Below are 25,237 nucleotides of genomic sequence, written 5' to 3'. Positions count from 1 at the left end.
GCTCAGCCAACCAGGTTTGAGAGAACCTCATACGCTTTGAGGCTGTCTTTCTTCTCCACCACCATGATGGTTTCTGTCCAGCACGAGATGAATTCGACGATGTTGACGTTCTGCTCCGCCAGCAGCGTAGCGAGGAACGCGACGACGCCGGGGATGGTTTCCAGTTCCTCGGGGGAGTGAACCACAATCATGGTGCAGTTCTCATGCTTCACCAGCGAGGCAATGCGTTCGGGGAGGTCGTTGCGGTCCATCAGATACACGAATTTGTCGAGTAAATCCACTTTCATGCCTGCGTTGCCCGGCAGCTCCTTGGCGGTTATCATGACGGATTTGCGGTCATACACGGCTATGCCGCTGCGTTTGAGGAGGGCGAGGACTTTTTCTTCGCGTTTCTGGCGGTGCTTTTGGAGTTCTTCGCTGTAGCGGCGGAGGGCGGCTTTGATGGCGCTGGTGTCGCTGCTGTCGAGTTCTTTTTGGATTTGTCTGGAGAGTTCGCTGAGGTTGACGATGCCTTTTTCTAGGGCTTCGAGGAGGTAGGGTTTGTTTTTTAGGTGGTTGCGGACGTTCTGGGCGACTGTCATGGCTGATTCCGATTCTGCATGTATCAAATGGGACATTTAAAGCTTGTTTAGAGCAAAGGTCGGATGCTTAAAAAATGTGAAGGACAGCGCCTGGTTAATCAATGATAGTTGCGGTTGCATCCACTCCAAGCAGTTTAGTCTAAAAACCTTGACAAACATTGTCAAGAAACGTAGACAAGAATGCTTTTAACCAGAGTCAACCCAAAAATTGATTATGCGAAAAGCTGGTAAGGTCTTGGCTGCAATAGTGGCGGTCATTATCCTAAGTGTAATTGTTCTCGTTCAATCATCAACCATGAATGAGCAGCCTAAAACCATAGTTGTACCTGACGATTACCCGACAATCCAATCGGCAGTAGGAAACGCAAGTGCAGGAGATACAGTGTTTGTTAAAAAGGGAACCTATGAGGTCCATTCCTATGCGGACGCTATCAATGTAGATAAGCCCATAAATTTAATCGGGGAAGACAGCAAAAGAACCACCATTAATGGACATCGTAGTGACGATGGGTCATATCCTCTTCCATATGACCGGGGAACAATCGCGATTTCTTCTTCGAATGTAACAGTAGCTGGATTCTCAATAACAAACAGCTTCTACGCCATCACAATTAGGTTAAAGGCGGTTGAGATTAGAATTAGTAATAACATAATCTCAGACAGCACTAGGGGCATTATCACAGAGCACCTAATTGAAGATTCGGAAATTTCTAAGAACGTAATTATCAATAGTACCTTTGGTATCAATGGTTATTTTAGAAACAGCATTATCTCCAATAACACCCTATCAGGCAATCGTGCTGCAATAACTGCTCACGGTAGCTATAATGCCTGTAACTTGACAATAGAAAATAATTTTATAAATAATAATCAAATTGGGATTAATCTTCAATCGATATCAAATGTTGATGTTTACGGAAATGCAATAGCGCAAAATATGGGTTTTAACAGGAAAGGTTACGGCATAGAGTTATCCTATGTCAACAATTCAGCCATACATAACAACCTTATTGAAAAGAATGATGTTGGCGTTTACCTTCCGAACTATTTGTTACGTTACGGTCAAGGGTCAGGTAATCGAGTGTACGGCAACAATTTCATAGATAATGGCTACGCTGTAGAGGTAGAGCATCAATATCCATTTCCAGAAGCATACGAGCATATGCAAGCAGAATCCGATACTTCTACACTTAACGGAACCGATGCAGTCACATGGTATAACGGTGCGGTTGGTAACTACTGGTCTGATTATACTGGAAAGGGATCTTACATTATTGACGAAAACAACATTGACTATCATCCGTTAACTCAACCAGCAGATATTTCATCAGAGACTTCAGCGTCAAACTTTGCCCTGACTGACTCGTGGATGCAACCACTAATAATTGTCGCCGTCATAATAGCGTTAGTTATCGTTTCCTTATTGGTCTGTAGACAACATCGAAAAACAGCATTCGGCTCCTGAAACATCTTGAAAAGTACGCTGAAAAGAAGCCCTTACCAATCAAGAAAACCGTGAACTGAGGCTCTGAACCCTGATTTTCTTTTAATAGAAATGTCTCAATTGGTACACATTGTGCTTGTTGTGTTACAGAAAAGTCGCAACCTTTAAAAATACAGCCTTAAAGGTAGTGGGAAGATTCAAAACATAATTTGGGGAAGCATGGTATGGCGGATAAGTTTGTGTTGGCTTACAGCGGCGGATTGGATACGTCCGTGCTAATTAAGTATCTGCAGGAGAAGCTTGGCGCAGAAGTAATCACGGTCACAGTGGATGTGGGGCAGGGCGAGGACCTTAAGGCTGCGGAGGAGAAAGCCAAAAAACTCGGCGTAGTTAAGCATTTCAGCATCGACGCCAAAGAGGAATTCTGCAAAGACTACATTTATCCAGCCATCAAAGCCAATGCCCTCTACGAAGGCAAATATCCCATCAGCACCAGCCTCTCTCGGCCATTAATCGCCAAAAAGATGGTGGAGATCGCCGAGCGGGAAGGTGCCACTGGATTGGCGCATGGCTGCACGGGACGCGGCAACGACCAGGTCCGCTTTGACGTAACCTTGGGTGCGTTGGCTCCGGGCAAACAAATTCTTGCGCCGGTGCGGGAGTGGGGTTTGACCCGCGAGGAAGAAATAGCCTATGCAAAAGAGAAAGGCATCCATGTTTCTGAAGCCGCCAAAAAATACAGCATCGACGCCTCGGTTTGGGGACGCGCCATCGAATGCGGCTTGCTCGAGGACGCCAGCCAATCCCCGCCAGACGACGCCTACGAATGGACAGTGGCACCCGAAAAAGCCCCTGACAAACCCGAAATCGTCACCATCGGATTCGAGCAGGGCGTCCCCGTGTCGGTTAACGGCAAAAAACTCTCGCCACTCGCACTCATCGAGGAAGTTAACAAAATCGCAGGCCGCAACGGAGTCGGCAGAATCGACCACATCGAAGACCGCATCGTCGGCCTGAAATCTCGCGAGGTTTACGAGTGCCCCGCGGCGCTGGTGATTTTGGAGGCTCACAAGGACCTTGAGAAGATGGTTATGACGCGGCATCAGGTGCTGTTTAAGCAGCAGATCGACGCGGAATGGGTGTTCCTCGCCTACGCTGGCCTCTGGGTGGATCCATTAAAGGACGATTTGGACGCCTACATTAACCGCTCCCAGGAAAACGTGACGGGCGAAGTTAAACTTAAACTCTACAAGGGCAGCATGCTCGTAGTCGGACGCAGCTCACCGTTGAGCCTCTACGACAAGAACCTGGCTAACTACAACATCAAAACCAGCTTCAACCAGGGCTACAGCAAAGGCTTCATTGAACTGTGGGGTTTGCAGACGCGGATGTACAATTCGCTGCGGGCCGCAAACAAAAAGGGCAAAAAAGCCTAACACGCAGGGGGCTTGGGCGTGTCGAAGATGCTGCATGGCGGTCGCCTCGGCGATGTCCGATCCGACGTAGCCAAATTCTGCTCCAGCCGCAAGGACGATGCACGCTTAGCCGACGCTGTCTTAGCCATCAACAAAGCCCACGTTGCCATGCTTACAGAGGAAAAAATCATCGAGGCAGCTGACGGAGCAAAAATCCTCGCGGCACTGCAGAAACTTGACAGCCAAAGCCTTGACCCAGACGCCGAGGACGTGCATATGGCGGTGGAGGAGGCGGTTCTGGCAGAGACCGGCGCGGAGGTCGGCGGCAACCTGCACATTGCCAAGAGCCGAAACGACCAGGTCGCCACGGCTATCCGCATGACGCTACGAACCCAACTGCTCAGCATCATGACGCAGGTCGCCGAGATGCAGCAGGCACTCCTCGACTCCGCCGCGGAGCACGCAGAAACCATAATCCTCGAGTACACCCATCTGCAGGCAGCCCAACCCGTCACCTACGCCCACTATCTGCTCATGCACCATGACGCGCTGCAACGTGACCTAGAGCGGCTCCAAAACGTCTACTGCCACGTTAACCTGTCCCCGCTGGGCGCCTGTGCGTTGGCAACCACCAGTTTCCCCATAAACCGCAATGCAACCGCAGCTCTTCTGGGCTTTGAGGGTTTGGTGGAGAATTCACTCGACGCCGTGGGCAGCCGCGACTTCACCCTGGAAACCCAGGCGGCGCTGGCGCTTCTGGCGGTGAATCTAAGCCGCTTTGCTGAAGACCTCATCGTGTGGAGTTCTGCGGAGTTTGGCACTGTTGAGTTGCCTGACGAATTCACCTCGACCAGTAGCATCATGCCCCAGAAGAAAAACCCTGAGGTGCTCGAGGTTATCCGCGCCCGCGCCAGCTACGTGATAGGCGACTTTGTTGCGGCAGCTGCAATCATCAAGAGCTTGCCCACCACCTACAACCTTGACCTCCAGGAGGTCACGCCTAAACTGTGGGCTGCAACCGACAACCTGCAGGCATCCCTGCACATATTCGCAGCGCTGGTTCCCAACATAAAAGTGAAAACCGGCGAGGTTGAAGCTAAAGCAGCAGCGGGGTTTGTGGGCGCAACAGAGCTTGCTAACATGCTGGTGCGCAGTTACGGCGTGGCTTTCCGCACGTCGCATAAAATCGTGGGTGCACTCGTCAAAGCGTTGGTGGATGAAAAGAAAACTTTAACTGATGCAACGCCGCAAATGCTGGAAAAGGTTGCTTTGGAAGCGGCAAACATCCGCTTGGCAGTTAAAAGCCAAGACATAGTTTCATGCACGAACCTGCGTAAACTAATCGAAACATATAAAGTCCAAGGGGGACCTTCACGGGCGGAAGTTGAAAGAACCCTCAAAGCAAGAGCCAGACTCGCCGCAGGCAACAAGCAAGCCATCGATAAACTCCGCGGAAACCTCTCCGACGCCGAAATCAAGCTTAAAACAGCCATCAAAACGCTGTCTCCTTCAACTCTCAATAAACCGTAAAACTTAAAAATTCAAACTGATAGGTTGAATAGGGCTTTGGCCTCACAAGATAGCACGTTCAAAAAAAGTAAAAAAGCTGTTCTGCTTCTTGAAGACGGAACGTCATTTATCGGTAAAGGTTTCGGTGCAACAGGCAAGATTTCTGGCGAAGTTGTTTTCTCAACCCAGATGGTCGGCTACCCCGAAGCCTTAACTGACCCGTCCTATAAGGGGCAGATTCTCACATTCACCTACCCGATGGTAGGCAACTATGGTGTACCAGACAACACCCAGGATCTGGGACTGCCGCTTTACTTCGAAAGCGACCACATCCAAGTGCAGGGCTTAATCATCCATGAGCTCTGCCATGAACCCTTCCATTGGGCATCCACCCGCACACTCGACCAGTGGCTAACAGACGAAGGCGTCCCGGGCATCTACGGGCTCGACACACGCAAACTCACCAAGAAACTCCGCACCCACGGCGTCATGCTGGGCATCCTGCAGGTCTTCGGCGAAAACGAGGAACCCGACCTAGACGCGCTGCTTAAAAACGGCAAAAGCATCGCTGATCCCAACCAAACCGACCTCGTTAAGGAAGTCTCCGTTAAAAAACCCGTCACATACAGCGTTGAGGGCCAAAAAACCGTGGTGCTCATCGACTGCGGCGTCAAATTCAGCATCATCCGCAACCTGCTTAAACGCGGCATCAACGTTGTGCGTGTCCCCTACGACACCTCCGCCGCCGACATCCTCGCTTACAACCCCAACGGCGTCTTTCTCAGCAACGGACCCGGCGACCCCAAGAAATGCGTCAGAACCATCGAGGCCATCCGTGAACTCAGCGAGAAAACCCCGCTGATGGGCATCTGTTTGGGGGCACAAATCCTGGCTTTGGCGCTGGGCGGAGACACCTACAAACTTAAATTCGGCCACCGCGCCCAAAACCAGCCTGCCCTGGATTTGGAGAGTCGCCGATGCTACATCACAACGCAGAACCACGGCTACGCCATAAACATGGAGTCACTCAAGAACACCCCGCTTATGCCCTGGTTTGTTAATCCTAATGATAAAACCGCTGAGGGAGTCCATCACAGAAGCAAGCCTGTCTTTGCGGTTCAGTGGCATCCTGAAGCTTCGCCTGGACCCTACGACACCGAGTTGCTGTTTGATAAATTCGTTAAGTCACTGGAGGCCCCGTAGAGATGCCCAAGTTTGACTGGATCAAAAAAGTCATGGTGCTGGGCAGCGGCGCCATCAAAATCGGCGAAGCCGCAGAATTCGATTACAGCGGCAGCCAATGCCTAAAAGCGCTGCGTGAGGAAGGCATCGAAACCGTCCTGATTAACCCCAACATAGCCACCATCCAAACTGACCCGAGGCTCTCAGGCAAAGTGTACCTGTTGCCTGTTACGCCCGAGTACGTGGAGAAAGTTATCGCTAAAGAACGCCCCGACGGTATCCTTCTGGGCTTCGGCGGCCAAACCGCGCTTAACTGCGGCTTGGAACTGGAGAAAAGCGGTATCCTGCAGAAATACAACGTTAAAGTTCTGGGTACCCCCGTGCAGGCCATCGAGGACACAGGCGACCGTGAACGTTTCCGCCAAGCCATGCAGAAAGCAGGCGTCCCCTACCTTAAAAGCCGCGCCGCAACCAGCGTCAAACAGGCACAGGAAATCGCGGATGAAATCGGTTTCCCCGTTATGGTCCGCGTTGCCTACACTTTAGGCGGCAAAGGCGCAGGCGTAGCACATAACGATAAGGAACTCAAGGAAATCGTCACCATCGGCATCGCGCAGAGCCGCATCAGCCAAGTTCTCGTCGAGGAATACGTGGGACACTGGAAAGAAGTCGAATACGAGGTTATGCGTGACTACGCCGATAACTGCCTCACCGTCTGCAACATGGAAAACTTTGACCCCATGGGCATCCACACAGGCGACTCAATTGTGGTCGCGCCCTCGCAGACCATGACTAACCGCGAGTACCACCAAATCCGCAGCATATCGATAAACGCCATCCGTTGCCTCGGAATAGTCGGCGAATGCAACATCCAGTGGGCGCTGCACCCCAAATCAGAGGAATGCCGCGTCATCGAAGTCAACAGCCGCATGAGCCGCAGCAGCGCACTTGCCAGCAAAGTCACAGGCTACCCCCTTGCCTACATCGCCACCAAACTTACATTGGGCTATACGCTGCCGGAACTCATCAACAAAGTCACCGAAGTCACCACCGCATGCTTCGAGCCCGCACTCGACTACATCACCGTAAAAATCCCCCGCTGGGACCTGCAGAAATTCAAGAACGCCGACCGCCATGTTGGTCCACAGATGCGCAGCGTCGGCGAAGTTATGGCGATTGGCAGATGCTTCGAGGAGGCACTGCAGAAAGCCGTACGCATGCTCGACACGGGCAAAATCGGTTTAGTCTGCAACCCCGAAGATAACGAACCCGAATCCGAAGAGCGCCTCCGCGACGAAATGGCTCATCCAACCGATGAGCGTCTCTACAAAATCGGCAAAGCCCTCAAACTCGGCATCTCCGTCATGGAGATTTACCGCATAAGCGGCGTTGACCCCTTCTTCCTATACAAAATACAAAACATCCTTAACATGGAAACCCAGCTTCGCAGCCTCAACCTTGCCGAAGCCAACGCAGCCGAAGTTATCCGTGAAGCCAAGCGACTGGGCTTTAGCGATGAGCAAATTGCGGTGTGCCAGAAAACCACCGAGGCCGCTATCCGGAGCTACCGCAAAAAAGCCGGCATCATCCCCGCGGTTAAGCAGATTGACACTTTAGCGGCGGAGTGGCCAGCTAAAACCAACTATCTCTACCTCACCTACGGCGGAGACCAAGACGACATAGAATTCAGCGGCACCCAAAGCAAAGTCATCGTTTTAGGCGCCGGCGTCTTCCGCATCGGCAGCAGCGTAGAGTTTGACTGGTGCGGCGTCAACACGATTTGGGCGCTGAAAAAGAACGGCATCCAAGAAGCCATCATGGTTAACTACAACCCCGAAACCGTCAGCACAGACTACGATGTCTCCGACAAACTCTACTTCGAAGAACTCACCACAGAACGCATCCTTGACATCTACGATAAAGAAAAACCGCTGGGCGTTATAACCAGCGTCGGCGGACAAATCCCCAACAACCTCTCCATGCCCCTCTGCGATGCAGGCGCCAACATACTGGGCACTTCAGCGCAGGACGTGGACCTCGCCGAGGACCGAAGTAAATTTAGCGCATTGCTCGATCAGCTTGGGATCCATCAGCCCAGCTGGAGCAAACTGCAATCCATCGAGGAAGCCAAGCGGTTCGCCACCAAAATCGGCTACCCCGTGCTGGTGCGTCCCAGCTATGTGCTGTCGGGCTCCGCTATGCGGGTTGCCTTCAACGAGGTTGCCCTAGAGAACTTCCTTAACTTAGCCGCCAAAGTCTCCCGCGACCACCCCGTGGTAATCAGCAAATTCATCACGCGCGCCAAAGAAGTCGAAGTCGACGGCGTCTCCGACGGCGACAACGTCCTCATCGGCGCCATCATGGAGCACGTTGAAAACGCGGGCGTACACAGCGGCGACGCAACCATGACTATTCCGCCTCAGGCGCTAAAGCCCGAGGTGCAGAAAGACATCGAAGAGGCAACCCAGAAAATCGTTAAAGCCCTCAAAATCCACGGGCCCTACAACATCCAGTACCTAGTCAAAGACGACGTCGTCAACGTCATCGAATGCAACCTTCGGGCCTCACGCAGTATGCCCTTTGTCAGCAAGACCCGCGGCATAAACATGATAGACCTCGCTACGCTGGCGATGCTGGGCAAAAAAATCGACCAATCCAAACTGCTTTCTCCCATGCAGGTGGCGCCTCATGTGGGCGTCAAGGTGCCCCAGTTTAGCTTCATGCGGCTCAGCGGCGCCGACCCCGTTTTGGGCGTTGAGATGCTTAGCACCGGCGAGGTGGCATGTTTGGGCGAGAACTTCAGCGACGCATTCTTCAAGGCGCTGCAGGCAGCCGAGTTCAGTATTCCCCCCAAAGGCGGCTCGGTGCTTATCAGCGTCGGCGGCGATGTGGAACGCAAAACCCGCGTGGTGCCCATTGCGTTGGCGCTTGCCGAGCTGGGCTTTAGAATCTACTCGACCTCCAACACAGCCAAAGTCCTCATCGACAACGGCGTGTCCACGGTGGTGCTGCATAAAGTCAAAGACCCCGACGTAACCCCCAACATCCTTGATTACCTGCAGGAACGCAAAATCGACCTCGTCATCAACGTGCCCATGGCGAACCGCCGCAGCAACATGACTGACATCATCACCGACGGCTACATCATCCGCCGCCAAGCCGTAGAATTCAACGTGCCCGTCATCACTAACCTTCAGTTGGCAGAGGCGCTGGTGGATGTGCTCAAGAACAAGGATAAGAACGGCAACAGCATCCGCAGCCTCAACGAGTACATGGATGATATCCCCTGGAAGCAATGGTGACTTAAGCCCCCAAGGCAGTAAAGGGCACCTTTTTTCCCTTCTTTGATAGAAACTAATCTTAACGGGCTTTTCTTTAGCTTTGGGCTTGGATGGCTGTGCCGGAGTCCACATGCACCTCAAAAGCCCCGTTCTTGGCTTCTTTAACTCGGGCGTTAACCAAAAGCAGCCGCGGGCTATCACGGAGGACACGCTCGATTTCCTCCACCTTCTCATTCCACACAACCACCACCGCCTCGCCTGACTCATCCCGCAGCGCCAACCGCAGCACCACCCCATCGCCGTCGCTGCCTCTGGGAAAACTTGACTTGCTATAAACCGCCTTCACCGCACCCAGCAGATGCACGCTGCCCGAGCCTGCAGTGAGGTCGCCGATTTTCGCGGTGAACCTCTCGATGCTGGGGGCGCTGCTGTCATGGGGCTGGATTTCTATTTGGCTTTTGACGCCCATGTGCAATTCGACTTTGCCGTAGCGGTCCTGGCGGGTGTAGCCATGCAGCAGCCGAAGCGCCTGCCCCGACTTTAACTCGCCGCGTTCCACAAGCTCCGCCTGCTCGTTCCATAGAACCACCCGCAGCAGCCCCGCCTCATCCGCCAACATCAAAGTTGCGAATTTGCCTGATTTCTCCTGTCCCTGAAAGGTCTTCGCCGGAAAAACCGCTATCAGCCGCCCCGCAACCGTTACATCGTAGAGGCCGCTGAAGAGACGCTCAGAGGAAAGCACGTTGCTGTTCTGGAAATGGTTCTGCTGCACCGTCACCTCGCTTTTAGCCGCAATCAACCGTAGAAGCGTCTCGTCCCCCAATAGTCCATCGCATCTTCTGCGTTCAGCCTCCAATCTCTCAAGGATTACTGATGGGGTAAGCTGGGGGTTTTTGGCTGCTATCTCCGCGATGAGGTCTTGGGTGGTCATGGTGCGCCGACACAGCTAAAGCAGCTTGGCGCTTTTAATTTTTGCGCCAGCTAACCGTTTTTGGCTAGATTTATTAAACGGGCAGGTTCAATCATTGAATGGGCGCATCGGGGATGGTGGACCTCTCGATTTTCTATATGCTGGGCATCGCACTTGTAGTCGCAGGCATCATAGTTATCGTCGTGGCCCTCGCGAAGGCATCGATGGGCGGCGGCAAAGAGGGTAAAAGTCGCGTGCGGGGCGGAGGCGTCGTGATGATTGGGCCCATACCCATAATTTTCGGGACAGACAAAAACTCCGTTAAGGAAGTGGTGGCTTTGGCGTTGGCGCTTACGGTCGTGGTTTTGATTGTTTTTTTGCTGTTTTATTGGCTTGGGAGGTAACGGAATATGAGTGAAGAGGAGACTGATGAGGGCATTGAGGTTTCCAGTCGGCTGGTGACCTTGCTGTTTCTGGGGCTAAGCCTTGTTTTCGTCGGCGTCGCCGTGATTGTGGTGACGTCGATTGCCATGGGAGGCTTGGGCAGCTTCGGCGGCGTAGTCATGATTGGGCCCATCCCCATCGTTTTCGGTTCAGGACCCGACGCGGCATGGCTAATTGGCCTCAGCGTGACCCTTACCATAATTAGTTTAGTGCTGTTTTACGTGTTCAGCCGACGCCCACGTAGAACTACAAGTTAAAGGGATGCTTACTCTTCTTCGGCTTCTTTTTCCTCTTCGCCTCTGCCGTAGTAAGCGTACAGGAAAATCAAGGCTAAAGCGATGAAGGTTGAGCCCATTAGGATGTACTGGAGGGTTACGAAGTATGCACCTATATCCATCGAGGTTCCTCTGTATTACCCCTATTCTTGTAACTCTTCATATTTAAGGAGTAGCTTTTTTCCACTCCTTCATCAACATGTCATAGCATTCGTCGTTTTCCTCAAAAAGCTCAAACCACCCCAGATTCTGAGCAATCTTCTGCGTCAACAGATGGTAGCACATGTGCACTTTCTTGTCAAGCACCCGGAAATAGAAGTCATCGCAGGGACAGAACTCCGCATCCGGCATGATGAGGTAATCACGTTCTCTGCCCACCACAATCCAGACCACCCGCCCCGAGGGCTTAAACACGTATTTTTTCACTCTGCCCTCCTTAACGGCGTCAAGTGCCTTGGTGAAGCGGGGCCCAAACAGTTCATAGAGCCGGGTGAGGTTGTCGCCTGACAGTTTCCCCGCTGCCTTGGCTTCCCTGCATACCTGGTTTAGGGTTTCAACTTCGGAATTATCGCTCATACACATGCTACTATGAAATGCTAAGACATTTAGGTTTTTAGCCTACATCTATGGGTTCGCCTTTGGGTTTAGAGCCCTCAGCTTTAGGCAAAACCACTTCAAGCACCCCGTTCTTGTAGGTGGAGCGGGCCTCTTTGACTTTAACCTTAACGGGCAATGCTACTTCCTTATAGTACTTGTACTGCGGCGTATCCACCGAGATATCCAGCGAATCCTCGGTTCCATGCAGCTTGATGTCGGTTTTCTCCACGCCCGGCAACTCAGCCACCACCCGTACCTCAGCTGCGGTTTCCATGGTGTCCACCAGCGGCTCCCGTTCCTCCTTAACCTGCGGGGGACCTTTGAGGCCTTTTTTGATGTTGCCGAACTCTTGGATTTCGGGTTTGCCGTCGGGTCCGATTTTCATGCTGTACCCGTAAACGAATGGGCCCAGTTCCTTAACGGTGCTGCCGTCGGGTAACTGGCGTTCCTTAACGTATTCCTTGGGCACTTTTTCTGTGAAGCTTTTAAGCTCCTCATCCATCATTTTCTCCATCTCGCGGAACATGTCGTCGATGTCGCCGAAGAAGGGGTCTTTGGATGGGCTGCGGCGCTTCTTGAACCAATCTGGGAAATCTTCGCCTTCTGAAGACACAGTTATTCACCTCTTAACTGTGAGTTTTTCACTCCCATAAATATCTTGGCATAGTTAACTTGGATTGCTGAAAAAATTTGTTTCTATCTGCCACTTAGCCATTGGGGCAGTATCATTCTTTGTAAAACATGATTACTCTTTTCTTTATATGAATCTACCTTGCCTTGGAAATGGCGAATTATAAGTGTATTGCGCAAAATTGCTTCTATATTTCTAAAATATGGTCTTCCTTTGCAGTCGACCCCGCCCCAGCTACCCCGACACCGGCACCAGAAGCTCCAGCCTCAAACACTGACACCTACATCTTGGGTGCAACCGCAGCCATAATCGCGGCAATCGCGATCGTGGGCGCAGTCATCCTGATGGCAGTCAGAAAACGCTGAAACGTCACCTAAACAATCGGGAAAACCAATTTCCCTCTATTTTTTCTTTTCAAAAATACTTTTCGAAATGTCCTGCGGCTTTATCTGTGAACCCGATGTTTAGTGGATAGGTTCCAAGCGCCCCAAACAAGCAATCCGCTGACTCCTAAAGCAACTGAACATAGTAGCCAAGGCAAAATCTCGTTTATGGTCGATTCCTGCGGTGAGGCTTCTGTAGGTTCGGCGCTGACCGGTGGGGTGCTGCTTGGGCTTTGTTTTGGCGTGGGTTTGCCGGGTTCTTGGGTTGCTTTGCTGGTTTGCTCGGTTGGGTCAGGCGGAGCCGCGGTGGCTGTGGCGGCGGGGCTTTGCTGCGGCTGATTTGGGGTTGATTGGGGTAGATACGCTGGGTAACTGCTTGTTTTGCTTGTTAACGGATAACGGTCGGTGTTGGCTGCGTCGATGATGTAGGGTTGGTCGCCTACGCCGTCGCTGTTTGCGTCTGAGCCGCTATAGCCGCTCCAGTAGTTGCCGCGGAACCCGTTGTCCCATGCATTCCCCTGACATGCGGATATGTGTGTTTGATAGGTGTTTTCAACAAAGTTATTCAGGTAGAATCTGTTGTCGGCTACATGCTCCAAAGAGACCCCAAACCAGCTGCCTGCAACGTTGTTTTCCGTTATGCTGTTGCCGTTTGAGGAGTAGCTAAGCGAGATGCCCTCATAGTTGTTTGCGATGACGTTGTTTCGCAAGATGCTGTTGCTGCTTGAGCAGTAAAGGTAAATGCCATTGTTGTTTTCTGCCACAACGTTGCCTGTTACGTTGTTATAGTTTGAGTAGTAGTCAAAGTATAAGCCGTCGCTGGTGCATCGGGTGATGTTGTTGTTGACTATGCTGTTGTAGCTGGAGTAGCAGCCTAAACCCCCCAGAAAGATGCCGAAGGCAAAATCACATATCTGCAGGTTCTTCACCGTCACGTTTTCTCTTCCACACAAACAAACTCCGGTTCCATCCCCTGAGCCCCCCAAGAAATAGCCGTTCCCATCTAGGATTATGTTGTTTTTCTCCACCACTATCTCGGCAGATACGTTGCCCACAAGAACGTAGACGTTGCCGCTTCGCTGTATCGATTCATCCGGAGGGGTTACTGTTCCATCTGTCAGTATGTATATTGTTGTGCTGCCCGCCGCTGACTGGAGCCCGCTAAACAACGTCGCCGTCGTCAGCAGCATCAGCGAAACCAACGTGAACATGAACATTCTTTGTTTCTTTTGCATGCGCAGACACAATATGATGTGTTGATTTATGTTTCGTTAATTAAATTATCCAAAAAAGGGAAAGAGAAATTGCTTCTCTATGGACGCTTCTTCAGCACTAAGATGGCAAGTACGGCGCCGATTATCAGAATCATCGCCATCATGCCAGCGATAGCAGGTACGAAATACAGGTCAGCCATTGATGGAGGTTCAGGTGTTGGTACCGGTGTGCTGTTGTCGGGGGGATAAACTGCGGACATGTAGGTTGTTGCACTTGAACTGCCATAGCTGTCGGTGCCTGCGAAGGTTGCGGTGATGCGGTATAATCCGGGGACTTCGGGAGCCCACGAAAAGCCGTAGGTTCCATCGGTGTTGGTTGTGGCTTCTCCGAGGTTGATGTAGTTGTTGTTGGGGTCGATGGCTGTTAAGGTTACAGTTACGCCTGTTGCATCTGCCGGTTTTGCCTGCTGCAGGTGTATGTACTCCATCCACGAACCCATGTATTCGTCAGATATAGCGGGGGTTCCTTCCTGTGCCGGTGACATATCCAAGACTGTGCCGGTTATGGTGAAAGCTTCGCCTACCTTTACCGCCGACGCGGGCGCAGCAACTGTTGTTTCACTTAGGCCCTTGCCGAAGACGTACATGTAGCCGTCGCCGCTAAAGTGGAATAGGTATCCTTCAGCGACAACACGCAGGTCTGAACTGTGTTTGGATGCTGCGCCAGATATTGTTACGTTCCATATGCCTTCGCCTGTTGTCATGTTTATGCAGTGGAGTCCCCAGCCTCGGGTGATGGGTACAGTGGCTGAGTGCTCGGTGTTGTACATGTATAGTTTTCCGTCAGCGATCCAGCCTTCAACGTTCCAGGGATATACGCTTTCGCCTTCCGAGTTAACGTAGGGTGAATCGTATGGGTACTTCGCCGGTGCCGTGTATGTCCACTGTATCGCGCCTGTAGACCAGTTGAATGCGTAAATCTTCGAGTAGCCGGGACGCAGAAGTAGACCGTAAGCAGACATTGTCGCGTAAGCGCCAAACGGAGGTTCATCCCAAGGATAATCCATTTTTTCGCTTGTCCATTCTAGCTGTCCGCTGTTTAGGTTCCATGCTTTCCAGTATCCGCCGTACATTAGAACAGCAATTTTTCCGTGGTCAGCGATGTGTACTGTTTGCCATTGAGTTTCGGTGAAGGTTGCATTCCAAAGAGACGCGCCTGTTAGCAGGTTAACGCCTTCTACGTTGCCGGTTGTTACTACTGCGCCTTTACCTACGTTCCAGTCGATGTAGGTTGGCAGAGCGCTTCGTGCATAGCTAGTGTTGCTTACGATTGCACCGTTGCCGCTTGTTGTCCAGTTAATTAAGCGGTATCGTTGGTCTGCGGGTATCGAGTTGCCTAGGTTTTGTACGTAGAGGCAGTGAGCATTCATGTAGTAGGTGCCGCCTGTTCCTGTTAGGTTACCGGGGAGTGTACGGTTAACTGACATGGCTCCAGTGAAGGGATCATATTTTCTCATGTATCCGCCGCTGATGGCTAAGAGCAGTGCGCCTGCTGATTCCGCGTCGCCGCCGCCTGAGGGCTTGATTTTTGCTTGGTACTCAATGTATAGCGGTGAGGTTTCGCCGGTTGCCAGTGCCCGTTCCCAGATTAATGCGCCTGTGCGGGTGTCATAGCATCCCCAGTAAGAGGCTGCTGCTGGCCCTGCGCCGGCTTTAGTGTAGGTTTGGTATGCTCGTCCGTCATAGATAATGTCGGGTCTAGCCCATGAAGTGCTCTGGGAATAGATGTCGAGGTTTTCCACGCCGATAGCGTAGTCTCCGCCCATTAACCCGCCTAAGGTAAGCTGCCGTTTCCATGCAATGTGGGCGCTTTCTGGTCCTTGAACCCATGGTGTGAAACGGTAAATTGCGTTCCAAGTCGGGTTCGTGTCAGGGTTGTACTGGTACCATAAAGGATCCACTGTTCCAGACCCATACCATGGCCAGTCACCTGTTATAGGCCACCATTCTCGATTCAAAAACGATATTGGTCTAGTCCAATAATCAGTTGGAAGTGGAGTCGAAGGCCAATTTGCGACGGGTTCTTCTTGAACTACGAGCAGCTGCTCTTTGGTGGCTACCTCGGGATAGGTGAAGTTTTCGATTGTTTCCTTGGGGTGAGTGAATTGGAGCGTGTAGTTGCCGACGATTTCAGGTACGAACTCAAACCATGCGGTTGCATCTGTCTTGACTGGATCCATTTTTATGACTTCTTTTTTGCCGTTGGGGTCTGTGATTGTAATGGTATAGTCATGGAGCTGGACGTTGTATGAGGGGGATGTCCAAAAGTTCACCAGTACCGTTTGATCTACTCCGACGGGGTTGGGTCTAAAGCTGAGGTAGGGCGTGAATTTTCTTTCTGTCTGCGCTGTTGTGCCTACTATTAGTAAACTTGATGCCAGAAATAGCAATGTAATGCTTATGGCTGTTGCCTTTTTTAATTTGTTTTTTTCCATTTTGTTTTCTCCTGTTTCTTGAGTAAGCTGAGCTTACTTTATTCTGATTAAATCGAGGGAATTTTTTAATAAAATGTATCAAGAAGGCTCCCCCACTTACAACATTGAACAAAAAAATTCAAATTTAGATTTTAATCTGTTAAAGCTATTTAATATATCCTCTTAGCGATAGCTATTTGTTTACATGTTCTTGTATTCACAGGAAGTGAGCCAGTTATATATGAAAAGTCACTACAACACAATAAGAAGACTGCGAATTGTCACAACTTAGCCATGGCACAAAAATTCTCCAAGAATTAGGACTCACAAGTGTACAAGCAAGAACATACATCGCACTCTGCAGGCTACCTACTGCATCTGACGCCAAAATGATAAGCGCCTCCGCAAACATCACTCGACAAGACATCTATCATACATTAACCGAGCTCCAACAGCTCAGTTTAGTAGAAGTTGTAATTGGAAAACCAGTTCTGTATAGGGCAGTCCCCATAATGCAAGTGGTCGCTATCTTAGCGCAGAGAAGAAAAACAAAAACAGAAGCTCTGGTTAATGAAGCTAAAACGTTCCTGTTGCCTTATCGAACTGATGAAGGGGCGCATTGGGATACAATGCATCAGTTCGTTATGATTCCACGGAAGGAAACGTGTATTCAAAGAATAAAGGAAACGGTTCAGCAGACCAAGAGTGATCTGGTTTTCGTTGCTCCTTGGCGTGAGTTGACCCAGTGGCTTTTTACGTTACAGGAAGCGGTTAAGCATGCTTTGGATCGAGGCGTTGAGGTGCGCTGTCTTTCCCAAGAGCAAAATGAAACCAAACTTGCCGCCAGCACAGTTGAGCTGTTGGGTTATCCCAATTTTAAACTGCGTTTCAGCCCTGACCTATCCAACGTAAGATTCGGGGTGTACGATAATGAAGCGGCATGTATTGCAACTATGCCCTCCTATGACGCTGCAGAATCCCCTGCTCTCTGGACCACTAACTATGCGCTTCTGCATTTGCTTACTCATTACGTAGAAACCAAATGGGCCACCGCTAAGGAAATCCATCAGGAGTAACACGTAGCCGCTCAGCTGTGTCTTGCCGCAGAAAGCCTCCAAAGCCAGCCGATTCGGTTACCTGTTGGCTCCCTGGTTGCGGCAGGTATTAACTTGATGGCAAGTTTTCCGCTGTGCACTGCAACCCAAGTGGAACATACACCACAATCTTTTTATGTAAACATGGCTTACGTTTGGGATACGTGAGGATTGAATATGAGGGATCGTCACCTCAATAGCTGGGATCGTCGGGTACAGATATTCTAATATGCCTAGCTTGCCCTCTGAATCAGCCGCACAGTTTTCAGCGCATTTTTCTTTTTCAGACAAGAGTCTATCCCATAAAACAGAACAGGAGACCATGAGTAGACATGACTAAAATGAACGGTGCCCAGGCACTACTAGAATCCCTTGAAAGACAAAAAGTGGACATAATCTTCGGCATCTTAGGCGGAGCTATCCTTCCAGTATACGACGAACTCTGCAGCCACCCCAAAATCCGCCACGTCCTCGCACGCCATGAACAATGCGCGGCGCATGAAGCTGAAGGCTACGCTAAGGCAAGTGGACGCGTCGGTGTCTGCATGGCAACCAGCGGCCCCGGAGCCACCAACCTAGTCACAGGCATCGCTAACGCCTACATGGACTCTTCGCCGGTTGTTGCGTTAACGGGGCAGGTGCCATCCAGCGGCGTCAACACCAGCTACATGATTGGCAAAGACGCCTTCCAGGAAGCCGACATCATCGGCATAGCCACCGCAGTCACCAAATACAGCTACCAGCCCCGCCGAATAGACGAAATCCCCCAGATGGTTAACAACGCCTTCTACTTGGCCTCCACAGGGCGTCCTGGGCCTGTTCTAATTGATTTGCCTAAGAACATTCAGGCAGGCATAGCAGAGGTTGAACCCACCAACAAAATCAGCCTACGAGGCTACAAACTAGTCACCGAACCCAAACCGCAAAAGATCAGCGAAGCCTCAGATTTGCTGGCTAAAGCAGAGCGTCCCATCATACTGGCAGGAGGAGGCGTTATCTCTTCAGGGGCATCTGACGAAATCGTGGCGATGTCTGATTTGCTGATGGCGCCGGTGGCAACTACGTTTATGGGTAAAGGAGCGTTCCCCGAGGGGCATCCGCTGTCGCTGGGCAGCATAGGCATGCATGGTAACCCCGCAGCCAACAGGCTAATCGGCGAGGCAGATGTGCTGCTGGCAGTGGGCACACGCTTCAGCGACCGCGCAACCGCTAATCTTGACACCTTCGCACCCGACGCCAAAAAGATACATATAGAAATCGATAATGCAGAAATCAACAAGAACATCGAGATAGATGTGCCCATAGTGGCGGACGCCAAGAAAGCCATGCGGGCGCTGCTGCAAGCCACTCAAGAGAAGCTCAAAAAAGGCGAAGGCACTGCCTGGACAAAGCGGGTTAAAGAGACCAAGGAGCAACTGAGCCCCCTGCTGAAGGATCGCCCCCTCGACGTTGTTCCCAAGCATCTGCTGTTTGCGTTACGTGAGCTTCTGCCGGAAAACGGAATCGTCACCACTGAAGTGGGGCAGAACCAGATGTGGTCTGCACTGTACTTTAATGCCCTTAAACCCCGCACCTTCATCAGCAGCGGCGGACTTGGAACCATGGGCTTTGGTTTCCCCGCAGCCATAGGCGCCAAAGCCGCGTGTCCCAGCCAGCCCGTCGTGGACATTGCAGGCGACGGCAGCTTCATCATGTCCGAGCAGGAGCTGGCATGCAGTGTTACAGAGAACCTCCCCGTGGTGGTTATCGTGCTAAACAACGGTGTGTTAGGTATGGTGGCGCAGTGGCAGAGAACCCTTTATGAGCGCCGCTACAACGCCGTCAAATTAGGCAAGTCCCCCGATATGGTTAAGCTGGCACAAGCCTACGGTGCAGAGGGATTCCGCGTGGGCAGCATCGAGGAGTTCCAAAAAGCAGTTAAGACAGCACTCGCTAGTAATGTTACGACGGTGATCGATGTGCCCATCGGCTCAGAAACCGACGTCGTGCCATTTGTGCCGCCGGGCTGCGGTCTACCACAGCAGAGAGGAGACTACTAAGATGGAAGCTGGAAAAACCAAAGTCATATCTGTGCTAGTCGAAAACAAACCCGGTGTCCTACACATGATTGCGAACCTGTTTAGGCGCCGAAACTTCAACATCGAATCCATAACCGTTGGACCCACCGAGCAAGCAGACATTGCCCGTATGACCATCACTGTTAACGAGGACGAAAAAACCGTTGACCAAGTCATAAAGCAGGTAGCCAAGCAAATCGACGTGCTGAAAGTCGGCGAACTTGAGCAGGGTAACTTTGTCATGCGTGAGCTTGCCTTGGTTAAGGTTGCAGTTAAGGATGCTAAAGAACGCAGTGACACCATAAACTTCGTGGATGTCTTCCGGGGCAGAATCATCGATGTCTCCTTCGACAGCTTAACCGTGGAAATCACTGGCACACCCGACAAAATCGACGCGTTCCTTAACCTCATGAAGACCTTCGGCATCATTGAGCTTGCCCGCACTGGCATAACAGCGTTGGCACGAGGCGCAAAATCGATAAGAATCGACGAATAAACAGCCTTTCCATGGCGGAAATACTTAATTGTCTGTTCTTTAGAAATTGCCCTTATCTCATCTCTGATTAGAATAATTCAAGGACTAGAGAAAGATGAACATTACAGAAAAAATCTTAGCTAAAGCCGCAGCCAAAAAAGAAGTGCATCCAGGCGAAATAGTCGACTGCAACGTCGACATGGTTATGGTGCATGACTTAACTGGCCCCTTAGCGGTGGAGGCATTCAAAAAAATAGGAACCCCAAAAGTTTGGGATAACAAAAAAGTAGTTGTAATCTTGGACCATCAGGTCCCCGCGGAATCCGTGAAAGCAGCGGAGCTCCACAAAACCATGCGCGGCTTCGCCAAAACCCAGAACCTCCGTTTCTACGAGGTCGGCCGAGGCGGCATCTGCCACCAAGTAATGCCTGAGAACGGACATGTTCTACCTGGCAACGTTATCGTGGGCGCAGACAGCCACACCTGCACCTATGGCGCCTTTGGCGCATTCGCCACCGGCATCGGCAGCACAGAGGCAGCGGCGGTTATGGCGACGGGCAAAATCTGGTTCAAGGTGCCCTCAACCATCAAGGTAGATGTGAAGGGCAAATTCCAACGCTTCGTTTCCCCCAAAGACCTGATATTAAACATCATTGGCACATTGAGCGTTGACGGCGCCATATACAGAGCCGCCGAGTTCACGGGGGCAACTATCAAAGCGATGAGCATAGCGGGCAGAATGACGCTGTGCAACATGGCGGTGGAGATGGGTGCCAAAAACGGCATAATCGCCCCCGACCAAGCAACAGCCGAGTTCCTATCAGGCAGAGTTAAAGAGTTACCTGACTTCAAAGCACTGCAAAGCGACAAAGACGCCAGTTATGAGCGCACCGTTGAATTCGACGTAGCTAAACTGGAGCCTCAGATTGCCTGTCCGAGTTCAGTTGACAACGTTAAACCCGTCTCTGAAGTTGGGGACGTGCCGATTGATCAGGCTTTCATCGGAAGCTGCACCAACGGTAGACTGGAGGACCTGCAGTTAGCGGCGCAGGTTATGAAGGGCAAAAAAGTCAAAGAAGGCGTCCGCGCCCTAGTTATCCCCGCATCGCAGGAAGTCTGGAAACAGGCAAACGATGAGGGATTGCTACAAATCTTCACTGAAGCAGGCGCCATCGTCTGCGGCAGCGCATGCGGTCCCTGTCTAGGCGGCCACATCGGCTTATTAGCAGCGGGAGAAACATGCCTGGCCACATCGAATCGTAACTTCATCGGGCGCATGGGCAGCACCCAAGCCAACGTCTACTTAGCCTCACCTGCCACGGTCGCAGCATCCGCGTTAACCGGCAAAATCACCAGTCCCCTGGAGGTTAAAGCATAATGGAAAGCAAAATCCAAGCTAAAGCCGTAGTCTTCGGCAACAACATCGACACCGACGTCATCTTGCCCGGCAAATACCTAATCCTAGTTGACCCCTATGACCTAGCCAAGCATGCACTGGAAGGCTTAGACACCACTTTTGTGGATAAAGCCAAAGAGGGCGTTATCCTAGTCGGCGGCAAAAACTTCGGCTGCGGCTCCAGCAGAGAGCAGGCACCACTAGCGCTCAAGTACAGCGGCGTAAAATGCGTTATCGCAGAATCCTTCGCGCGCATCTTCTTCCGCAACGCAATCAACATTGGTTTGCCGGTAATTGAATGCAAAGGCATATCAGGTGCGGTTAAGACTGGCGATTCGTTAGCCGTGGACTTTGAAGCTGGAAAGATAGAGAACCTGTCTAACGGCAAAAAGTTCCAGTTCGAGAAACTACCGCCTTTCATCTTAGAAATCTTGGCGGACGGCGGATTAATCGAGAATTTACGACGGAGAATGAAGAAATGACCGAATACAAAATATCCTTAATTCCCGGCGACGGCATCGGTCCTGAACTATCCGAAGCCACGCTGAAAGTGCTACAGGCATCTGAGAAAAAGTTTGGTTTAAAATTCAAAATATTGGAGTGCCCAGCAGGCGACATCGCCCTTGAAACACTCGGCGCCGCACTTCCTGCAGCGACCGTGGAAACCATCAAGGGCAGCCACGCCTGCATGAAGGGCCCAGTGGGCGAATCCGCCGCAGACGTTATCGTTAAGCTCCGCTACATCTTTGACCTCTATGCTAACCTGCGTCCAATCAAAACTTACCCTGCAGTTGAGGCTGCACGACCAAACATCGACATGATGTTTGTACGCGAAAACACCGAAGACGTCTATAAGGGCTTAGAATTCACCATCGGCAACGATACCACCCTGTGTCTACGCGTTATCACGCGGCAGAACAGCACCCGCATTGCCAAGAAAGCCTTCGAGATTGCAAGGCTACGCAACGGCAAAAAGAAAGTCACTGCTATACACAAAGCCAATGTTATGCGTGTCACCGACGGCCTGTTCCGTGATGTATGCCGCGAAGTCGCCAAAGGCTACCCAGACATCGCATTTAACGAACTTTACGTAGACGCAGCGTCGATGCGCCTCATCAAAGAACCCGAAAGCTTCGATGTGCTCTGCACATGCAACATGTTCGGCGACATCCTCAGCGATGAAGCTGCACAACTTGTCGGCGGCTTAGGCATGGCTCCAGGCGCAAACGTAGGCGACAACTTCGGCTTATTCGAACCCATCCACGGCAGCGCCCCTAACCGCGCAGGCAAACACACCGCCAACCCGCTTTCCATGGTGCTTTCGGCAAAGCTGATGCTGGATTGGCTAGGCGAGAAGTACCAGGACCAAAAATGCATTAAAGCAGCCTCCGCCATAGAACAGGGCGTAGTCTATGTGCTGGAAAACCGTCAGGGCGTTTCAGACTTAGGCGGAAAAGCCACGACCGTGGGAATGGCCGAGGCTATAGCCGCAGCTATGCCTGCAGGCAAATAGTCGTGTCGCTATGACTGAAAACCGAACTATCCGCATATTGGATACCACACTACGAGACGGGGAACAAACCCCCGGTGTTTCTTTAACTTCTGAAGACAAAATCGAAATCGCTCGCCAGCTCAGCCTGTTGGGCGTCGACATAATCGAGGCAGGTTTCCCCAGCAGCTCAGAGGGCGAACGCAAAGTCGTCAAAGAAATCGCAAAGCTGGGTTTAACCTCGAAAATCTGCGCGCTATCCCGATGCACAAGAAAAGACATCGACGCGGCGTTAGGATGTGACGTTGACCTGATTCACGTGTTCATACCCACCTCGCCTGTTCAGATGAAGCACGCCGTCAACATGACGCCTGAGCAGGTTCAAGCAGCCGCCGTAGACTCAATCGAATACGTCAAGAAGCATGGGGTGAAATGCGAATTTTCACCCATGGACGCTACACGCACCGAAAAGCCTTTTCTGCGCCAAATCTGTTTAGCCGCACAGGATGCAGGAATGGACAGCCTAAACACGCCAGACACAGTCGGCTGCATGATCCCCAAAACAACTTTTGAGTTCTTCAAGGAGCTAAAGAGCTACATCAAGGTTCCAGTCAGCGCTCACTGCCACAACGACTTCGGCTTAGCAACAGCCAACAGTCTGGCAGCAGTTGAAGCAGGAGCCGATCAAATCCACACAGCAGTCAACGGACTTGGCGAACGCGCAGGCAACGCGGCGCTGGAAGAAATCGTCACCACCCTGCATGTGGTCTACAACTACAAAACCAACGTGAACACAAGGTTGCTCTACAGCACCAGCCGCATGGTTTCCTCGTTGACAGGCATAAACGTGCAGGTTAACAAAGCCATAGTCGGCGAAAACGCATTCGCCCACGAATCTGGCATCCACACCCGAGGCGTAACCGAGCAGCCCCTCACCTTTGAACCCATCAGCCCTGAACTCGTCGGCAGAACCCGCAAACTCGTCGCGGGCAAACTGGCGGGGACACGCGGCATCCAGGCGGAGCTAGCGGAAATCGGCATCAACCCCAGCGGGGAACAGCTTGCCGAAATCGTTAAGCGCGTCAAGGAACTGGGTGACAAAGGCAAAATGGTGACCGACGCCGACCTCATCGCGTTAACTTCGGCGGTTATGGGTGAAGTGGGTGGGGAAAAGAGAATCGTGGACCTCTGCGATATGGCTGTTGTCACGGGCATAAAAGTTATCCCGACGGCTTCGGTGCGGTTGATGCTGGACGGAAAGGAATATGTTGCCGCAGAAACCGGCGTTGGCCCCGTCGATGCAGTGCTCAAAGCCATCCAGAAGTTAACCAGCAACCTCGAGAAGATCCGACTCAGCGAATACCGCTTGGAAGCCATCACCGGCGGCTCCAACGCAGTTGCAGAAGTCATCATAAAAGTCGAGGACGAAAAAGGCAACATCGTATCTGCACGCGCCGCCAGAGAAGACATCGTTATGGCGTCGGTTGAAGCAATGATAAACGGTATAAACAAGTGCCTACTTAAGAATCGTAGTCAGGTTAAGAAGCAATGAAGGTAACCTATCAGGGCGAAAGCGGCGCTTACAGCGAGATGGCGGTTTACAAGTTCTTCGGCGCCAAAACCGAGCCTGTGCCCTGCAGGGACTTTCGGGATGTCTTTGAATCTGTCAAGTCAGGCTCCGTGCCGCATGGCGTGGTGCCTATCGAGAACTCCATTGAGGGCAGCGTCAACCAGAACTACGATCTCTTCCTCGCCTACGACCTTAAAGTCTGCGGGGAAGTCGCCGTGAAGCTTGCCCATGTCCTCATCGGTAACCCCGACACCAGGCTTGACGCCGTAAAAACCGTTTATTCGCATCCGCAGGCGCTGGCGCAGTGCCGCCGCTACCTCGAAAAGCAGCAGTGGCAAGTTATCCCCGCCTACGACACCGCAGGCGCAGTTAAAATCATCAAGGAAGACCACTTAACCGACGCTGCAGCCATCGCATCGGAGAAAGCCGCGGACCTCTACGGCATGAAAATCCTCGCCCGCGACATCGCCGACAACCCCAGCAACTACACCCGCTTTCTTGTGCTGGGAACCGAAGACGCAGCTCCCACAGGAGACGACAAAACCAGCATCATCTTCAGTGCTAAGCATGAACCCGGAACCCTCTACCATGCACTGGGCGAGTTTGCGTCCCGAAACATTAACCTTAGCCGCATCGAATCGCGCCCCACCAAAACCACCGCGTGGCAATACAACTTTTACCTTGACTTCGAGGGGCACCGAACCGAGAAGCGCTGCGCTGAGGCGCTATCGGCGCTGGAGAAATATGCGACGTTTGTGAAAATTCTTGGCTCTTACCCTCGCGTTATCTAGTTTATAGGTAACCTTAAATTGTATT

The 25,237-nt window shown here is 51.7% G+C and carries 23 protein-coding genes; 16 read left to right on the top strand and 7 right to left on the bottom strand.

Features of this window, described 5'->3' with window-relative positions:
* Positions 1 to 2: 2 nt before the first annotated feature.
* Positions 3 to 581, bottom strand: a complete 579-nt coding sequence (locus NWE93_13185; GenBank protein MCW4001181.1) for an ACT domain-containing protein — start codon at positions 579 to 581, stop codon at positions 3 to 5.
* Between the two features lie 235 nt (positions 582 to 816).
* On the opposite strand from NWE93_13185, the gene NWE93_13180 reads away from it, so the two are divergent.
* The 5 genes from NWE93_13180 to carB all read left to right on the top strand — a co-directional run bounded on the left by NWE93_13180 (position 817) and on the right by carB (position 9,433).
* Entirely contained in the window at positions 817 to 2,046 is a 1,230-nt protein-coding gene (locus tag NWE93_13180) for a DUF1565 domain-containing protein (protein ID MCW4001180.1), read from the top strand.
* A gap of 203 nt (positions 2,047 to 2,249) precedes the next feature.
* Positions 2,250 to 3,461, top strand: a complete 1,212-nt coding sequence (locus NWE93_13175; GenBank protein MCW4001179.1) for an argininosuccinate synthase — start codon at positions 2,250 to 2,252, stop codon at positions 3,459 to 3,461.
* Positions 3,462 to 3,488: 27 nt separating this feature from the next.
* Positions 3,489 to 4,970 carry an argininosuccinate lyase gene (argH, locus tag NWE93_13170; GenBank protein MCW4001178.1) on the top strand — a complete coding sequence of 494 codons (1,482 nt, stop codon included), beginning with the start codon at positions 3,489 to 3,491 and terminating at the stop codon, positions 4,968 to 4,970.
* A gap of 36 nt (positions 4,971 to 5,006) precedes the next feature.
* On the top strand, positions 5,007 to 6,152 hold the full coding sequence (carA, locus tag NWE93_13165) for a glutamine-hydrolyzing carbamoyl-phosphate synthase small subunit (GenBank protein MCW4001177.1): 1,146 nt from the start codon (positions 5,007 to 5,009) through the stop codon (positions 6,150 to 6,152).
* 2 nt (positions 6,153 to 6,154) lie between these two features.
* Positions 6,155 to 9,433 (top strand): carbamoyl-phosphate synthase (glutamine-hydrolyzing) large subunit, encoded by a 3,279-nt coding sequence (gene carB, locus NWE93_13160; protein MCW4001176.1) that lies wholly within the window; start codon positions 6,155 to 6,157, stop codon positions 9,431 to 9,433.
* Positions 9,434 to 9,506: 73 nt separating this feature from the next.
* Here the strand turns inward: carB and NWE93_13155 are convergent, their stop codons facing one another.
* The gene (locus tag NWE93_13155) at positions 9,507 to 10,343 is read right to left on the bottom strand and encodes an OB-fold nucleic acid binding domain-containing protein (GenBank protein MCW4001175.1); all 837 of its coding nucleotides are present in this window, start codon (positions 10,341 to 10,343) and stop codon (positions 9,507 to 9,509) included.
* A 98-nt stretch (positions 10,344 to 10,441) separates the two neighbouring features.
* Between NWE93_13155 and NWE93_13150 the strand changes: the two genes are divergently transcribed.
* Both NWE93_13150 and NWE93_13145 read left to right on the top strand, forming a co-directional pair.
* A complete protein-coding gene (locus NWE93_13150; protein MCW4001174.1) occupies positions 10,442 to 10,726 on the top strand; it encodes a DUF131 domain-containing protein in 285 nt (94 codons plus the stop codon).
* 6 nt (positions 10,727 to 10,732) lie between these two features.
* Positions 10,733 to 11,023 (top strand): DUF131 domain-containing protein, encoded by a 291-nt coding sequence (locus tag NWE93_13145; GenBank protein MCW4001173.1) that lies wholly within the window; start codon positions 10,733 to 10,735, stop codon positions 11,021 to 11,023.
* 8 nt (positions 11,024 to 11,031) lie between these two features.
* On the opposite strand, the gene NWE93_13140 is transcribed toward NWE93_13145, so the two are convergent.
* From NWE93_13140 to NWE93_13130, 3 genes are read right to left on the bottom strand one after another with little or no spacing between them, the layout of a single operon-like run.
* The gene (locus tag NWE93_13140) at positions 11,032 to 11,163 is read right to left on the bottom strand and encodes a hypothetical protein (protein ID MCW4001172.1); all 132 of its coding nucleotides are present in this window, start codon (positions 11,161 to 11,163) and stop codon (positions 11,032 to 11,034) included.
* Between the two features lie 43 nt (positions 11,164 to 11,206).
* Complete coding sequence (locus tag NWE93_13135; GenBank protein ID MCW4001171.1) at positions 11,207 to 11,617, bottom strand: hypothetical protein; 411 nt, start codon at positions 11,615 to 11,617, stop codon at positions 11,207 to 11,209.
* Positions 11,618 to 11,654: 37 nt separating this feature from the next.
* A complete protein-coding gene (locus tag NWE93_13130; GenBank protein ID MCW4001170.1) occupies positions 11,655 to 12,251 on the bottom strand; it encodes an Hsp20/alpha crystallin family protein in 597 nt (198 codons plus the stop codon).
* A 170-nt stretch (positions 12,252 to 12,421) separates the two neighbouring features.
* On the opposite strand from NWE93_13130, the gene NWE93_13125 reads away from it, so the two are divergent.
* Positions 12,422 to 12,634, top strand: coding sequence for a hypothetical protein (locus NWE93_13125; protein MCW4001169.1), 213 nt, complete (start codon positions 12,422 to 12,424; stop codon positions 12,632 to 12,634).
* An 80-nt stretch (positions 12,635 to 12,714) separates the two neighbouring features.
* On the opposite strand, the gene NWE93_13120 is transcribed toward NWE93_13125, so the two are convergent.
* On the bottom strand, positions 12,715 to 13,887 hold the full coding sequence (locus NWE93_13120) for a right-handed parallel beta-helix repeat-containing protein (protein ID MCW4001168.1): 1,173 nt from the start codon (positions 13,885 to 13,887) through the stop codon (positions 12,715 to 12,717).
* A gap of 77 nt (positions 13,888 to 13,964) precedes the next feature.
* A complete protein-coding gene (locus NWE93_13115; protein MCW4001167.1) occupies positions 13,965 to 16,361 on the bottom strand; it encodes a PQQ-binding-like beta-propeller repeat protein in 2,397 nt (798 codons plus the stop codon).
* 257 nt (positions 16,362 to 16,618) lie between these two features.
* Here NWE93_13115 and NWE93_13110 point away from each other — a divergent pair, with 257 nt between their 5' ends.
* The 8 genes from NWE93_13110 to pheA all read left to right on the top strand — a co-directional run bounded on the left by NWE93_13110 (position 16,619) and on the right by pheA (position 25,212).
* Complete coding sequence (locus tag NWE93_13110; protein MCW4001166.1) at positions 16,619 to 17,416, top strand: hypothetical protein; 798 nt, start codon at positions 16,619 to 16,621, stop codon at positions 17,414 to 17,416.
* 350 nt (positions 17,417 to 17,766) lie between these two features.
* Positions 17,767 to 19,473: a biosynthetic-type acetolactate synthase large subunit gene (ilvB, locus tag NWE93_13105; protein ID MCW4001165.1), complete on the top strand. Its 1,707-nt coding sequence runs from the start codon at positions 17,767 to 17,769 to the stop codon at positions 19,471 to 19,473.
* 1 nt (position 19,474) lies between these two features.
* Positions 19,475 to 19,987: an acetolactate synthase small subunit gene (gene ilvN / locus NWE93_13100; GenBank protein ID MCW4001164.1), complete on the top strand. Its 513-nt coding sequence runs from the start codon at positions 19,475 to 19,477 to the stop codon at positions 19,985 to 19,987.
* Between the two features lie 94 nt (positions 19,988 to 20,081).
* Positions 20,082 to 21,344: a 3-isopropylmalate dehydratase large subunit gene (locus NWE93_13095; protein MCW4001163.1), complete on the top strand. Its 1,263-nt coding sequence runs from the start codon at positions 20,082 to 20,084 to the stop codon at positions 21,342 to 21,344.
* Positions 21,344 to 21,844: a 3-isopropylmalate dehydratase small subunit gene (locus NWE93_13090; protein ID MCW4001162.1), complete on the top strand. Its 501-nt coding sequence runs from the start codon at positions 21,344 to 21,346 to the stop codon at positions 21,842 to 21,844. Before NWE93_13095 ends, NWE93_13090 begins: the two co-directional genes overlap by 1 nt.
* The gene (locus NWE93_13085; GenBank protein MCW4001161.1) at positions 21,841 to 22,875 is read left to right on the top strand and encodes an isocitrate/isopropylmalate dehydrogenase family protein; all 1,035 of its coding nucleotides are present in this window, start codon (positions 21,841 to 21,843) and stop codon (positions 22,873 to 22,875) included. Before NWE93_13090 ends, NWE93_13085 begins: the two co-directional genes overlap by 4 nt.
* Before the next feature lie 10 nt (positions 22,876 to 22,885).
* On the top strand, positions 22,886 to 24,403 hold the full coding sequence (locus tag NWE93_13080) for a 2-isopropylmalate synthase (protein MCW4001160.1): 1,518 nt from the start codon (positions 22,886 to 22,888) through the stop codon (positions 24,401 to 24,403).
* Positions 24,400 to 25,212: a prephenate dehydratase gene (pheA, locus tag NWE93_13075; GenBank protein ID MCW4001159.1), complete on the top strand. Its 813-nt coding sequence runs from the start codon at positions 24,400 to 24,402 to the stop codon at positions 25,210 to 25,212. The genes NWE93_13080 and pheA overlap by 4 nt, the downstream gene beginning before the upstream one ends.
* Positions 25,213 to 25,237: the final 25 nt, after the last annotated feature.

The organism is Candidatus Bathyarchaeota archaeon, from assembly GCA_026014735.1.
Lineage (GTDB): Archaea > Thermoproteota > Bathyarchaeia > Bathyarchaeales > Bathycorpusculaceae > Bathycorpusculum.
This window is presented reverse-complemented; position numbering and strand designations above follow the sequence as displayed.